Annotated in this window: 12 protein-coding genes and 1 tRNA gene; 8 read left to right on the forward strand and 5 right to left on the reverse strand. The window is 72.1% G+C overall.

From position 1 onward, the window contains the following. Positions 1 to 73: 73 nt before the first annotated feature. Entirely contained in the window at positions 74 to 1,348 is a 1,275-nt protein-coding gene (locus WFJ01_RS17060) for an alpha/beta fold hydrolase (RefSeq protein ID WP_336629801.1), read from the reverse strand. A 48-nt stretch (positions 1,349 to 1,396) separates the two neighbouring features. Next, positions 1,397 to 2,164 carry a FadR/GntR family transcriptional regulator gene (locus WFJ01_RS17065; RefSeq protein ID WP_336629802.1) on the reverse strand — a complete coding sequence of 256 codons (768 nt, stop codon included), beginning with the start codon at positions 2,162 to 2,164 and terminating at the stop codon, positions 1,397 to 1,399. A 136-nt stretch (positions 2,165 to 2,300) separates the two neighbouring features. On the opposite strand from WFJ01_RS17065, the gene WFJ01_RS17070 reads away from it, so the two are divergent. The 3 genes from WFJ01_RS17070 to WFJ01_RS17080 all read left to right on the forward strand — a co-directional run bounded on the left by WFJ01_RS17070 (position 2,301) and on the right by WFJ01_RS17080 (position 5,174). Further along, complete coding sequence (locus WFJ01_RS17070; protein WP_251439187.1) at positions 2,301 to 3,761, forward strand: GntP family permease; 1,461 nt, start codon at positions 2,301 to 2,303, stop codon at positions 3,759 to 3,761. A gap of 14 nt (positions 3,762 to 3,775) precedes the next feature. Further along, the gene (locus WFJ01_RS17075; RefSeq protein WP_336629803.1) at positions 3,776 to 4,306 is read left to right on the forward strand and encodes a gluconokinase; all 531 of its coding nucleotides are present in this window, start codon (positions 3,776 to 3,778) and stop codon (positions 4,304 to 4,306) included. Between the two features lie 103 nt (positions 4,307 to 4,409). Next, positions 4,410 to 5,174: a GntR family transcriptional regulator gene (locus tag WFJ01_RS17080; RefSeq protein ID WP_336629804.1), complete on the forward strand. Its 765-nt coding sequence runs from the start codon at positions 4,410 to 4,412 to the stop codon at positions 5,172 to 5,174. Positions 5,175 to 5,184: 10 nt separating this feature from the next. On the opposite strand, the gene WFJ01_RS17085 is transcribed toward WFJ01_RS17080, so the two are convergent. After that, a complete protein-coding gene (locus WFJ01_RS17085; protein WP_251439180.1) occupies positions 5,185 to 6,036 on the reverse strand; it encodes an SDR family NAD(P)-dependent oxidoreductase in 852 nt (283 codons plus the stop codon). Between the two features lie 136 nt (positions 6,037 to 6,172). On the opposite strand from WFJ01_RS17085, the gene WFJ01_RS17090 reads away from it, so the two are divergent. Together WFJ01_RS17090 and WFJ01_RS17095 are read left to right on the forward strand one after the other, a co-directional pair. After that, positions 6,173 to 6,814 carry an asparagine synthase gene (locus WFJ01_RS17090; RefSeq protein WP_251439178.1) on the forward strand — a complete coding sequence of 214 codons (642 nt, stop codon included), beginning with the start codon at positions 6,173 to 6,175 and terminating at the stop codon, positions 6,812 to 6,814. Positions 6,815 to 6,928: 114 nt separating this feature from the next. Next, positions 6,929 to 7,001, forward strand: a tRNA-Arg gene (locus WFJ01_RS17095). Between the two features lie 66 nt (positions 7,002 to 7,067). On the opposite strand, the gene WFJ01_RS17100 is transcribed toward WFJ01_RS17095, so the two are convergent. Continuing rightward, complete coding sequence (locus WFJ01_RS17100; protein WP_292886565.1) at positions 7,068 to 7,460, reverse strand: hypothetical protein; 393 nt, start codon at positions 7,458 to 7,460, stop codon at positions 7,068 to 7,070. A 58-nt stretch (positions 7,461 to 7,518) separates the two neighbouring features. After that, on the reverse strand, positions 7,519 to 8,397 hold the full coding sequence (locus tag WFJ01_RS17105) for a LysR family transcriptional regulator (protein ID WP_251439116.1): 879 nt from the start codon (positions 8,395 to 8,397) through the stop codon (positions 7,519 to 7,521). Between the two features lie 103 nt (positions 8,398 to 8,500). On the opposite strand from WFJ01_RS17105, the gene WFJ01_RS17110 reads away from it, so the two are divergent. From WFJ01_RS17110 to WFJ01_RS17120, 3 genes are all read left to right on the forward strand, one after another. After that, positions 8,501 to 9,781 (forward strand): MFS transporter, encoded by a 1,281-nt coding sequence (locus tag WFJ01_RS17110; RefSeq protein WP_295034785.1) that lies wholly within the window; start codon positions 8,501 to 8,503, stop codon positions 9,779 to 9,781. A 64-nt stretch (positions 9,782 to 9,845) separates the two neighbouring features. Further along, a complete protein-coding gene (locus tag WFJ01_RS17115; RefSeq protein WP_336629805.1) occupies positions 9,846 to 11,117 on the forward strand; it encodes a bifunctional glycosyltransferase family 2/GtrA family protein in 1,272 nt (423 codons plus the stop codon). Beyond that, on the forward strand, positions 11,114 to 13,162 hold the full coding sequence (locus tag WFJ01_RS17120; protein ID WP_336629806.1) for a glycosyltransferase family 39 protein: 2,049 nt from the start codon (positions 11,114 to 11,116) through the stop codon (positions 13,160 to 13,162). Before WFJ01_RS17115 ends, WFJ01_RS17120 begins: the two co-directional genes overlap by 4 nt. Positions 13,163 to 13,178: the final 16 nt, after the last annotated feature.

Genomic DNA, 13,178 nt, shown 5'->3' on the forward strand with positions numbered 1-13,178 from the left:
GTCGGAGCGGGATGCGGGCACGTTGTATGCAACCGAATGGACCTGGGATCCATTCCTGCCCCTCCGGATCGGGTCACGAGCGCAGCGCGGCCTCCCAGCGGGTGCCCGCGTGGAGCAGCCGGGGCAGTCCCGCCACCAGCCCGCGCCGGGGCAGGGCGCTCATCAGCGCGCTCTCGTCGGGGAGCCGGCGCTGTTCGCCGCGGCTCAGGCGCTGCAGTGCGTGCAGCAGCGCGAGCGGGTGGGACTCCAGCGCGCTGTGCCCGTTGTCGATCTCGACGAGCACCGTGTCGGGCGCCGTCTCGGCGACGCGCTGCGCGACCGCGGCCGGCGTGCGCAGGTCGCGGGTGCCGATGAGCAGCACCGTCGGCCAGTCGAAGCCCGCGGCCGCGGACGGCAGGTCGAACGGCTCGCCGGCGAAGCGCGGGAAGCGATCCGCCACGGGTGCGTAGGTGAGCGAGGGGTCGAGGGGGGAGCCGTCGGGATCCGGGCCGAAGCCGAGCTCGCGGAAGGCGATCGCACCGACGAGGTCGAACTCGTAGAACCCGGGGACGTGGGCCTCCGATTCCGCCTTGTCGACGTACGCCTCCAGCGCCGCCCACACCGAGGCATGCCCCGAGCCGCCCCGGCCCGCGCGATCGCCGCGGCCCGTCCGATGCGCCCCGTGGAGCCGCTGCCGCAGCAGGGGCTCGAGCAGTTCGGTGCCGCCGAGCTCGTAGGCCGCGCGGAGCACCCCGAGCAGGAGGCGCGGATCCGATCCGTCCTCGAGCAGCTCGCGCACCGAGGCGGCGATCCGCGTGTCCGCCTCGACGAACAGGCCGCGGATCATCGCCCGCTCGGCGTCGCGATCCGCGACGGACTGCAGGGCAGAGTCGAGGAGCATGCCGGCGACACGCTCCGGATGGCGCGCCCCGAAGGCCGCGGCCACGTAGCTGCCGTAGGAGGAGCCGCTGATGAAGGCGCGGGAGACGCCCTCCTGATCCAGCGCCGCCGCCAGGTCGTCGACGACGTCGACGACGTGCATCGCCGACAGAGGCAGGCTGCGCCCGTCCAGGTCGGCCCGGGAGAGCCCGACGCCGCGGTGCTCCATCATGATGACGTCGAGGCCGCGCTGCGCGGCCTCGCGCCGGAAGCGGCGGTAGGGGAGCACGGAGCCCAGCCCGGGGCCGCCGGGGATCACGACGATCGGGACGTCCGCGTGCGGGCCGCTGCGCACGTAGGCGACGTCGAAGGCCGGCGCGGCCGACGTCGCGGGCCGGCGCACCCGGCGCACGCCCCGGACCGGGGCGGCGAGCAGTCGCGGCAGCGCGCTCGGCGCGCGGTGCTGCGTGGTGCCGGCCGCTCTGGTCATGGCTCGATTATGCGCGCCCGCGGGTAGGCGGGCGCTGGCGAGCGGCTATCAGCCCGATGAAGAAGGCGCTCCGACGTCTCGGCGATCCGAGGGCCGGTGGCCGGGTGAGGCCATCGCCCCGACGGCGTCGTCGGCCTCGGCGACGATCGCGGCCATCGCCGCAGCCGCCGCGTCGGGATCGCGGGCGGTGATCGCGGCGGCGACGTCCTGGTGCAGGCGCAGGGCCGTCTCGTCCGCCTGCCGGGGCATGAGCGCATGCGCGGTCCGGCCGTGCAGGAGTGCGGCGACCACCTCGGCGAGCCCGGCGAGGTACGGGTTGCGGGAGCCGCTCAGCACGGCGGCGTGGAAGTCGACGTCATGCTGCAGGTAGGCGGACTCGTCGGCGCGGTCGCCGTGCTCGACCATGCCGAGCACGGCCTTCACGAGGGCGGCGCGCTGCGCGGGATCCGCCTGGGTCGCGGCGAGCCGGGCCGCGAGCGGCTCGATCGCAGAGCGCAGCTGGCTCAGCTCGTGCAGGGCGCGCAGCCGATTGGATCCGTCGAGTCGCCAGCGCAGCACCTCGGGGGCGTAGGCGCTCCAGCGCTCGACGGGCAGCACCTCGACGCCCGCGCGGCGCCGCACCTCGACCATGCCCATGGTCTCGAGCACGCGCACCACCTCGCGCATGGCGGAGCGGGAGACGCCGAGCTCGGCGGCGACGTCGGCGGTCAGCAGTCGCGTGCCCTGCGGCAGCTCGCCCTCCACGATGCGCATGCCGATCGTGTCGAGCAGCCGGTGGTGCTGCGCGGAGGCGGCCTCGCGGGTTCCCTCACTCATGCCTCCCATTATGGCGTTCGTCGGGCAAAAGATCCGATGTCTCCGAGGAAACAGGGCATATTTCAGCAAGACTCTTGATTAAGTCCTACTTATCCCGTACGCTGAGGCGAAATCCTCCGCCAGACCAAGGAAGCTCATGGCCATGTCGACTCTGCTCGCGTCCGTTCCTGGAGCCCTCGTCTCCGCCGCCGACCCGGTGCCGCCCACGACCACCGCCCCCGAGGGGGTGCTCATCCTCGCCGCCCTGGTGGGCATCGCGACGATCGTGGTGCTCATCACCTGGGTGAAACTGCATCCGTTCCTCTCCCTCGTGATCGGCGCGATCGTCACCGGCCTCGTCGCCGGCATGTCCGCGACGCAGACGGTCACGAGCTTCTCCAACGGCTTCGGCTCGACCGCCGGCGGCGTCGGCGTACTCATCGCCCTCGGTGCGATCTACGGCAAGCTCCTCGCCGACTCCGGCGGGGCGGACCGCGTCGTGGACACCCTGATCTCGCGGGCGAGCACCGCGGCCCTGCCCTGGGTGATGGGCCTCGTCGGCGCCCTCATCGGCCTGCCGATGTTCTTCGAGGTCGGACTCGTGCTGCTCGTGCCCGTGATCATCCTGGTCGCGCGCCGCTCCGGGGTGTCGCTCATCAAGATCGCGATCCCCACCCTCGCCGGCCTCTCCGCGATGCACGGCCTGGTGCCCCCGCACCCCGGCCCCCTCGCCGCGATCAGCCTGATCGGCGCCAACCTCGGCCTCACGCTCGCCTTCGGCGTGCTCATCGCGATCCCCACCGTCATCATCGCCGGCCCGCTGTTCGGCCGTCTCGCCGCCCGCTGGGTGGATGTGCCGGTGCCCGCGCTGTTCCAGACCGCGGAGGACGAGGCGCAGCCCGGCGACACCGCGGCGGTCCAGGCCCGCAAGCGCCCGAGCTTCGGTGCGACGCTGTTCAGCATCCTGCTTCCGGTGTTCCTCATGCTGCTGTCCGCGATCGTCGACATCGTCGCGCCGAACGACACCTCGGCGTTCAAGGGCATCGTCGACTTCCTCGGCAAGCCGATGATCGCGCTGCTCATCGCCGTGCTCGTCGGCATGGTCGTGCTGGGCCGCGGCGGCGGCATGAGCGCCGGCCAGGTCGGCGCCTCGGTCTCGTCCTCGCTTCCGGCGATCGCCGGGATCCTGCTCATCGTGGGCGCCGGCGGCGGTTTCAAGCAGGTGCTCGTCGACTCCACGATCGGCACGGTCATCGCCCACGCGATCTCGGGGATCGGCGGATCCCTGCCGATCGTGCTGTTCTTCGCATGGCTCGTCGCGGTGCTGATCCGCATCGCCACCGGATCCGCCACGGTCGCCACGATCACGGCCGCCGGCATCCTGCAGCCGCTCGTGCACGACCTCGGCCTGTCGTCCGCCGGCTCCGCGCTGCTGGTGCTCGCGATCGGCGCCGGATCCGTCTTCCTCTCGCACGTCAACGACGCCGGGTTCTGGCTCATCAAGGAGTACTTCGGCCTCAGCATCCCGCAGACGCTCAAGTCCTGGACGGTCATGGAGTGCCTGATCTCCGTGGTCGGCCTCGCCGGCGCGATGCTCATCGGCGTGTTCGTCGGCTGAGCGGGGAGCGGATCATGACGACGAAGACGACACCGAGGATCCTCGTGGTGATGGGGGTGTCCGGGTCCGGCAAGAGCACCCTCGCGGGGCTCCTGGCCGGGCGGCTGGGCTGGGCGCTGCAGGAGGGCGACGATCTGCACCCCGCGGCGAACGTCGCGAAGATGGAGGCGGGGATCCCGCTCACCGACGACGACCGCTGGCCCTGGCTCGCGCTGATCCGCGACTGGATCTCGGCCCGGATCGCGGCGGGCGAGTCCGGGATCGTCACCTGCTCGGCCCTGCGCCGCAGCTACCGGGACATCCTGGCGCTCCCCGGCGTCGAGTTCGTGCACCTGGAGGGCACCCGGCACGATCTCGCCGAGCGCCTCGGCCGCCGGCTCGGGCACTTCATGCCGGCCTCGCTGCTGGACTCGCAGCTGGAGACCCTGGAACCGCTGGGCCCCGACGAGGCCGGCTTCGTCGTCGACGCCGCGCTGCCGGCCCAGGGGGCCGTGCAGCAGGTGCTGGACTGGCTCGATTCGCACGGCGTTCCGACCGGACGGTGAACGCAGGGGCGGGGTGTCGCGGGAGCGCGGCGCCCCGCCCCTGCTTCTCGGCGGACTCGGCCCGGCACCTTGCGGCATTCGGCGACGGTGCCACAATGTCCCCATGGGGAACGCGGCGAGCGTCGAACTGGAATCGGCGAGGGTGGTGCGACTGCTGCGCGACTCGATCCTGTCGGGGCAGCGCCGCTCCGGCGATCGCCTGATCGAGCGCGACATCGCCGATGAGCTCGCGGTGAGCCGGCTGCCGGTGCGGGAGGCGATCCGCCAGCTGCTCAGCGAAGGACTGCTCACCGCCCGTTCGCGATCGTGGGCGGTGGTGCGGCAGTTCACCGAAGCGGATGTGCGCGACATCGCGCAGGTGCGGGACGTGCTCGAGGTCCTCGTGTTCGAGATCGCCGCCCTGCGTCACGATTCCGACGGCCTGGCCAAGGTCGAGGCGGCGCTGGACCGCGAGTTCGCGGCCGCGGGCATCGGCGACGCTGCGGCGGCGCACACGGCGGGGGCGGAGTTCCACCTGATCATGGCCGAGCTCGCCGAGAACGCGACGGTCAACGAGATCCTCGGGATGATGCGCGGGCGGCTCCTGCTGCTGTTCCGGGAGCATGACGACCTCCTGGCGATGGCCGAGGACCATGCGCGCATCTTCGAGTCGTTCGCGGCGCGGGACACGGCCACCCTGCGCCTGCGCGTCCAGCGTCACCTGCGGGCGGGCACCGCGAACGCGCTGCGCAAGCTCGTCGAGTACGACAGGGAGACCGTCGCGATCCGCGAGAGGGCGGCCGCAGGGCGCGAGCGCAGCTCCGGCGACGAGGTCGTCGCCGTGCGCGACATCTCCCCGGCGGACGGCGTCCCCGTCGCCGGGGAATGAGCGCGTCCGGTCAGCGGGGCGACATCGGGGTGGTGGTGTCGATCGCCTCGCGCAGCGGGTTCCGCATCGGACCCCAGTAGCGCACCGGGGCCAGCCGCACCAGGGCGTCGACCAGGCGGGTCTCCCGCCCGATCAGGGTGCGCGGACGGCGCTGCAGGGTCGCGCGGACGATGCGCTCGGCCGCCTCGGCGGGCTCCATGTGGTACATCGATGCCTGGGCGGCGGCGGCGCGGCCGGCGACCCCCGGATCGATCGCGGCCGCGTAGCGTCCGTGCAGGATGATGCCGGTGCGGACGCCGGCGGGATAGACGGCGCCCACCGTGACCGACGAGCCCTCGAGCTCGTGCATGAGTGCCTCGGAGAAGGCGCGCACGGCGAACTTCGACATCGCGTACGGGATCCGCCCGCCCGGGGAGGCGAGCGCGTAGATGCTCGCGATGTGGGTGACGTGCGCCGCCGGTGCGCGCCGCAACGACGGCAGGAGCGCCTTGGTGATCGACACCGTGCCCCAGAGGTTGATGTCCATCAGCCAGCGCATCTCCTCCATCGTGAGCTGGTCGAGGGAGCCGAGCATCGAGGACCCGGCGCAGGTGACGAGCGTCTGCAGTTCGGGGTGCGCCGCCTCGATCTCCGCGCCCGCGGCGGCCACCGCGTCGTCATCGCGCAGATCGAGCGGGTGCACCGACACGTCGGCCCCGGTCGTGCGCAGTTCGTCGGCAAGTTGCTGCAGGCCCGCGCGGTCGCGGTCGATGAGCGCGAGACGGGCGCCGCGGCGCGCGAGGGCGCGCGCGACTTCGGCGCCGATGCCGTTGGCGGCGCCGGTGATCGCACCGCTGCGGCCTGATGGGTCGAGAACGGGCAACGCTCCTCCTACGGGCTGCGCCCTCGCCTGCGTCGTCGCATGCGTCGGGTGGGCGCAAACACTGTTCCCATCCTGCCCCATGGCCCTGCTCTTGCGGAACGGGAACCGGTACGCTCGAAGGGAGGAGGAGGTCGGAGTGGGAAAGAGCGCTGACGCCATCGCCGAGGGCGTGGCGATCGCCACGTCCGCCGCCCGTCTGACCGTCAAGAACCACATCCTCGTGGGCACGATCGCTCAGGGCGGCTCGTTCGACGTCGCCAAGTACATGAACGACGCGCACGAGGCGCTGCTCGCCCTCGCGACCGAGGCGGAGGAGGCGGCCGACCTCGCCAACACGATGCGCAAGCGCGCTCATGGCCGGTACTCGGATCCCCACGGCACCCACGACTATCGCGATCGCGACGTGCGCAATCTGAAGAAGCGGGCCAAGCAGTCCTCCGCCGTGGCCGACCGGCTGCGCGAGATGGCCGACGATCCCGAGGCGCTGCGGTTCCTGGTCGAGGCGGCGCGCGCCGCGGCGTGGAGCGACGTGGCGGGAAACCTGCAGAGCAGGCTCTCCGTCGAGGCGATGCGTCCGGACGAGGATCCCGACTACGAGACCATGCGCGAAGCGCGGATGCAGGCCCTGCGCCTGGTCGATCTGCAGGCGCTGGCGTCGGATCAGCGCGCCAGGAAGAAGAACCGCGAGAAGGCCGACAAGGCGGTGGAGAAGGCGGGCAAGGCCGCCGCGAAGGCGGCGGAGCGCGAGGAGAAGCGCGCCGCCAAGCAGCTGCGCTGAGGTGCGCCACGCCCGGGCGATCCGCTCGGAGAGCGCTCGATTCGCGTTCCGGCCCGCGTCTGGGGTATTGTTGACGAGGCCCGCGAGAGCGGGCGGTCTTGTGAAAGACCGGATGCGCCTGTAGCTCAATGGATAGAGCATCTGACTACGGATCAGAAGGTTGGGGGTTCGAGTCCCTCCAGGCGCACACTGTGTTGAGACAGTACGGAAGCCCCCTCTTCGGAGGGGGCTTCTTCGTCTCCGGATCCGGCTCTCAGGCCGGCGTGCGCAGCAGCCGGCGCATCCCGCCCCGGGCGAGCATGAGCACCACGATCAGCGCCGTCACCGAGAAGAAGCCGCCCAGCCGCACGGCGTCGCCGAACAGGAGCGCGGTGAGCTCGAGCACCGCGAACTTGCTGCCCGGCATGATGAGCAGGAGCGTGATCACCGCGACGACGCGGGCCGCGACGGTCGGTCCCGAGCGGATCCGCCGGATCACGGCGTTCTTGATCCGCAACACGATCTCCAGGACGATCTTGAGCAGCACCGCCGTGAGCAGGGAGAGCAGGAAGCTCTCCGAGATCACCGCGGGGAAGAGCTGGACGAAGACGCCGAGCACGACGAGATAGACGAGCACGTCCACGAGGTCGATCGGCTGGATCCGCACGCTGTCAGCGTAGCGTCGGCCCGGCGCGCCGGGGGAGCGGCGTCGGCTCTCGTCCCCCTCAGCCCTCGGAGGCGCCCGGGAGCTGGCGTGCCTCGCGGGTGTGCGAGTCGATGATGGCGGTGCTCAGCGCCTCGATCGGCGCCCGCGGTGCGGCGGGGTCGTCGATGAGGGCGAAGTCGAGCGTGTCGAGATGCGGCAGTCCCAGCGCGGCGTCGGCGCGCACCAGGTCCGGGGGCATCATCCCGCCGGGGAAGACGGCGACGCCCAGGCCCGCCCTGACCCCCGCGAGGATCCCGGTGATGTCGCGGACCGTGCACGTCGCCTTCCAGCGTCGTCCCGCGGCCTCGAGCGCGGTGACCGCGGCGGCGCGCGAGTGGCTCGGCCGGGGATACGTCACGAGGGGCACCACCTCGCCCGGATCGAGTCGCAGCGACGGGTGCGCGCCCCAGATCAGCTGCTCCCGCCGGACCACCCTGCCCTCGGCGATGCCCGGCTCCTGTCGCACGTAGACGAGGTCGAGTGCGCCCGCGCGCAGGCGCCGGGCGACGGCCGCCGACTGGCCGACGGTGATCTCCACGTCGATGTGCGGATTCTTCCGGCGGAAGTCACGCAGGATCCCGGGAAGATGCGTGAGGGCGAGGTCGTCCGCCGTGCCGAAGCGGACCGTCGCCCGTTCGGCGGGGCCGGAGAAGTACGCCTGCGCCTCATCGAGCACCGCGAGGGTGCGACGGGCGAACGCCAGCATCGCCTCGCCGCCGTCGGTGAGGGCGACGCTGTGGGTGTCCCGGGCGATGAGCGAGCGGCCGGTCTGCTCTTCGAGCCGCCGCACCCGCTGACTGACCGTGGGCTGGCTGATTCCGAGCTGCCGCCCGGCCTCCGAGAAGCTGCGGTTCTCCGCCACGGCGACGAAGCAGCGCAGCAGATCCGGCTCGAGCATGCGGGCTCCCGTCCCTGTGGGATCCTGCTCATTCACGGATCCGATAACAGTTATGTCCCTCATTATCGTGAGTGATCGTGCGATCCTCCGTACCGTTGAGGTCATGTCTTCTGTGTCGGGCGTGGATCATCCGATCACCGAGCCGCTGCCGGTGCTCGCGACCCGACCGACCTTCCGCGCGACCTTCGCGACGCTGCGCGAGGCGAACTTCCGGCTCTACTTCGCCGGCCTCGCGGCGACCTCCGCGGCGGGATGGCTGGCGCGGCTGGCCACGGACTCGCTGATGATCGAGCTCACCGGCGACGTCGGCCTCGTCGCTCTGGTCGTCGCGTCGCAGCTGCTGCCGTCGATCGTCCTCGGACCGTGGGGAGGCGTGCTCAGCGACCGATTCGCACCCCGCCAGACGGTCGTGCTGACCCAGCTCGTCGTGGTGCTGTCGGCGCTGTGCCTGGGCGTGCCGGCGATCCTCGGCACGGCGGGCGTGCCGCTGATCGTCGCCTCCTCGCTCCTGCTCGGCGTCGCGGCGGCGTTCGAGGCGCCGGCTCGCGCGGTGCTGCTCGTGCAGGTCGTCGGCACCCGCGCGCTGCCCAACGCGATGAGTCTGAACGCCGCCGTGCAGCAGCTCGCCGGAATACTCGGCGCCCTGCTCACGGCCGGCCTCGTCGCGATCATCGGATCCGGATGGGCGCTCGTGGCGGCGCCGGTCGGGCCGCTCGCGGGCATCGTGATGCTGCTCGGGATCCGGCGCTCCGCGCTGCAGCCCGCGATCAAGGTCGCCGCCCGGCGGGGACAGATCCGCGAGGCCATCCGCTACGTGCAGCGCAAGCCGGAGATCCGCACGGCGCTGCTGCTGATCTCGTCGCTCGCGTTCTTCGCGCTCACGGCCTCGATCCTCATGGCCTGGGCGGCGAACGAGCGCTATGGCCTCGGCACCCTCGGCTACACCCTGTTCCAGACGGCGTCGGCGGTGGGTGCTCTGCTGGGCAGTCTGCTGGCCGCCCGCCGGCGACAGCTGCGGCTCCGCGACAGCGCGCTGCTGCTCGCGGGCTCGGGGCTGGTCTGGGCGTGCTCCGGTCTCGCGCCCTTCGCCGGGCTCTTCGTCGTCGGACTGGTCGCGTCGATGCTGATGCGGACGGCGTTCATGATCGGGAACGATTCGCTCACGCAGCTCTCGGCCAACGGCGCGATCCGCGGGCGGGTGGTGTCCCTCTACGTCGCGTGCATGACGGGCATGCAGGCGGCGGGCGCGCTCGCGGCGGGCTGGGCCGTGCACGCGCTCGGCGGCGAGATCACGTTCCTGCTCGCCGGCGGCGCCCCCGCTCTGATCGCGCTGGCTGTCGTGCTGACCTCGAGGAGCAGGCGCGCGCTGCCGGCGCCGGCTTGAGCGGCCCGGGTCCTTAGCCATCGCATAGCGGTGCCAAAGCGCCCGTCCCGGGGAGCTTCCGAGCATGGATCCCATGAACCAGGATCCGGCTCTCGACCTCGATGTCGTCGTCCCCGTGCACAACGAGCGGGACACGCTCGAGCAGTGCATCGCGCTGCTGCACGAGCACCTGCGCGCCGAGGAACCGGCGTCCTGGCGGATCACGATCGCCGACAACGCGAGCACCGACGGCACAGCCGAGCTCGCCGATGCGCTCGCCGCGCGGCTGAGCGGCGTGGTCGCGGTGCACCTCACGGAGAAGGGACGGGGCAGGGCGCTGAAGGCCGTGTGGTCGGAGTCTCCGGCGGCGGTCCTCGTCTATCTCGACGAGGACCTCTCCACGGACCTGCGCGCCCTGCGTCCGCTCGTCGCCCCGCTGCTCAGCGGCCACTCGGATCTCGCGATCGGGTCCCGCCTGGCGAGCGCCTCGCGCATCGTGCGCGGCGGCAAGCGCGAGTTCGTCTCGCGCTCCTACAACCTGCTGCTGCGCGGGGCCTTCGGGGTGCGGTTCAGCGATGCGCAGTGCGGGTTCAAGGCCATCCGCGCCGATGTCGCGCACCGCCTGCTGCCTCTCGTGGAGGACACCGGCTGGTTCTTCGACACCGAGCTGCTGATCCTCGCCGAGCGCGCGGGGCTGCGGATCCACGAGGTCCCGGTCGACTGGATCGACGACCCGCACAGCTCTGTCGACATCGTCTCGACCGCGACCGCCGATCTGAAGGGCCTGGTGCGCGTCGGGCGAGGGCTCGTCGCCGGGCGCATCCCGGTCGACGACGTCTATCGCGACATCGGACGCCACCCCTTCGCGCAGCCGAAGACCCCGCTGATCACCCAGCTCGTCCGCTTCGGGGTCATCGGTGCGCTCTCCACGATCGCGTACGCGCTGACCTATCTCGTGCTCCAGGTGCCGTTTCCCGCGCAGGGGGCGAACTTCCTCGCGCTGCTGCTCACCGCCATCGCCAACACGGCGGCCAACCGGCGCTTCACCTTCGGCATCCGGGGCCGCACGGGTGCGACGACCCATCATCTCCAGGGGCTGATCGTCTTCGGCATCGCCTGGGCGCTGACCGGCGGATCCCTGATGCTGCTGCACGCCGCGGATCCGCATCCCGGCCCGTTCGCCGAGGTCGGCGTGCTCACCCTCGCGAACCTCGTCGCCACGCTGCTGCGCTTCGCGCTGCTGCGGCTCTGGGTGTTCCGCGGCGCCGCACGCCGGCACGATCCGCCCGAGCCCGTCGAGCCGCTGTCCACCCGTCACCACCTCACCGTGCTCACTCAGGAGGCGAACCGCTCATGAACGCATCCGTGGCCGTCGCGCCAGCTCTGCCCGTCCACCCTCCGACCGGTGCGCGCCCCGCGGTCGCCGATGAGGTGCCGGGAACGATCGCCCGAGCCCGCTGGGAGGCCCCCGCATACGTCGGCGCGCTCCTGCTCACCGGGATCCTCTATCTGTGGAACCTCGCGGCGAGCGGCTGGGCGAACGCCTTCTACTCCGCCGCCGTGCAGGCCGGGACGCAGAACTGGGTGGCGTTCTTCTACGGATCCAGCGACGCGGGCAACTCGATCACGGTCGACAAGCCGCCGGCGAGCCTGTGGGTGATGGAGCTGTCGGCACGCGTGTTCGGCCTCAGCTCGTGGAGCATCCTCGTGCCGCAGGCCCTGATGGGCGTCGCCACGGCCGCGATCCTCCTGTTCACGGTGCGCCGGCGGTTCGGCGCGGCGGCGGCCCTCGTCACGACGGGCGTGTTCGCCCTCACCCCGGTCGTGGCGCTGATGTTCCGCTTCAACAACCCGGACGCGCTGCTGCTCCTGCTGCTCACCGCCGCGGTCGCCCTCACCCTGAGGGCGATCGACCGGGCGCAGCTGCGCTGGCTGCTGCTCGCCGGCGTCGCCGTCGGCTTCGGCTTCCTCACGAAGCAGCTGCAGGCGTTCCTCGTCCTCCCGGTGCTCGCGTGTGTCTACGTCGTGTTCGCCGGGGCTCCGATCCTGAAGCGGATCGGGCATCTGCTCGCCGCGCTCGGCGCCGTGATCGTGTCGGCGGGGTGGTGGGTCGCCGTGGTCGAGCTCGTCCCCGCCTCGGCCCGCCCCTACATCGGAGGCTCGCAGACGAACAGCTTCCTCGAGCTGACCTTCGGCTACAACGGCCTCGGACGCCTCACCGGGAACGAGACGGGCAGCGTCGGCGGCGGCGGAGCGGGAGGCGGCATGTGGGGGTCCACGGGGCTGTTCCGCCTGTTCCAGGACGAGATCGGCGGGCAGATCTCGTGGCTGATCCCGGCCGCGCTCCTGCTGCTGACGGGAGCGCTCGTGCTCATCGGAAGGGCCCCGCGCCGCGATGCGCGGCGAATCGCGATCGTGACGTTCGCGGCATGGCTGCTGGTGACGCTGCTCGCCTTCAGCTTCATGGCGGGGATCTTCCACGCGTACTACACCGTCGCGCTGGCGGCACCGCTCGCGGGGCTGATCGGCACCACGGGGACCGTGGTCTTCCGCCACCGCGACCGGCTGTGGGTGCGCATCCTGCTCGCCGTCTCGGCGATCGTCACCGCCGCCTGGGCGTGGGCGCTGCTGGAGCGCGCGAGCTCGTGGCTGCCGTGGCTGAAGGTCGTCGTGCTCGCGGTCTCGGCCGCCGCGGCGCTGCTCGTCCTCGTGCCGCCGCGCTCGCGGATCCTCACCGCGGCGACCGCCTCGGCGCTGCTCACCGGCGCGCTGCTCGCCCCGGCGGCGTACACGCTGGAGACCGTCGGAGCGGCGCATTCCGGATCCATCGTCACCGCCGGCCCGTCGGTGCAGGGCACGATGGGCGGGGGCTTCCGCGGCGGCTTCCCCGGGGTCGGCCGAGGCTTCGGCGGCCCGGGTGGCGGCGCGGCCGGCGCGCAGGGCGGCCCGGGCGGGGCGACGGGCGCGAACGGCGGTATGGGCACCGGCCCCACCGGCGGCACCGGCACCGGGGCGGGCCCCGCCGGGGGAGCGGGCGGGCTGCTCGAGGCCTCCACGGTGAGCGCCGAGCTCAAGACGCTGCTCTCCGCCGACGCCTCCCGCTACACCTGGGTCGCGGCATCGGTCGGATCGCAGACGGCGGCGGGCTATCAGCTCGGCACCGGGTACGCGGTCATGCCCCTCGGCGGGTTCAACGGCAGCGACCCGTCCCCGACCCTCGCGCAGTTCCAGCAGTACGTGGCGAGCGGGAAGATCCACTACTTCATCGCCGGAGGCGGCATGATGGGCGGATCGAGCACCGGCAGCAAGGTCGCGACCCAGATCCAGCAGTGGGTCGAGGCCCACTTCGCGGCCGAGTCGGTCGGCGGCGTGACGGTCTACGACCTGACCGCGCAGAATTGACGACGAGGGGAGCAGA

Source organism: Microbacterium sp. MMO-35 (assembly GCF_037147555.1).
Lineage (GTDB): Bacteria > Actinomycetota > Actinomycetes > Actinomycetales > Microbacteriaceae > Microbacterium.

Coding starts and splice junctions, on each gene's coding strand:
- WFJ01_RS17110 (WP_295034785.1), top strand. CDS start 8,501: ATGTCTTCTGTGTCGGGCGTGGATCATCCGATCACCGAGCCGCTGCCG.
- WFJ01_RS17060 (WP_336629801.1), bottom strand. CDS start 1,348: ATGACCAGAGCGGCCGGCACCACGCAGCACCGCGCGCCGAGCGCGCTG.
- WFJ01_RS17080 (WP_336629804.1), top strand. CDS start 4,410: ATGGGGAACGCGGCGAGCGTCGAACTGGAATCGGCGAGGGTGGTGCGA.
- WFJ01_RS17120 (WP_336629806.1), top strand. CDS start 11,114: ATGAACGCATCCGTGGCCGTCGCGCCAGCTCTGCCCGTCCACCCTCCG.
- WFJ01_RS17105 (WP_251439116.1), bottom strand. CDS start 8,397: ATGCTCGAGCCGGATCTGCTGCGCTGCTTCGTCGCCGTGGCGGAGAAC.
- WFJ01_RS17065 (WP_336629802.1), bottom strand. CDS start 2,164: ATGAGTGAGGGAACCCGCGAGGCCGCCTCCGCGCAGCACCACCGGCTG.
- WFJ01_RS17115 (WP_336629805.1), top strand. CDS start 9,846: ATGGATCCCATGAACCAGGATCCGGCTCTCGACCTCGATGTCGTCGTC.
- WFJ01_RS17070 (WP_251439187.1), top strand. CDS start 2,301: ATGGCCATGTCGACTCTGCTCGCGTCCGTTCCTGGAGCCCTCGTCTCC.
- WFJ01_RS17075 (WP_336629803.1), top strand. CDS start 3,776: ATGACGACGAAGACGACACCGAGGATCCTCGTGGTGATGGGGGTGTCC.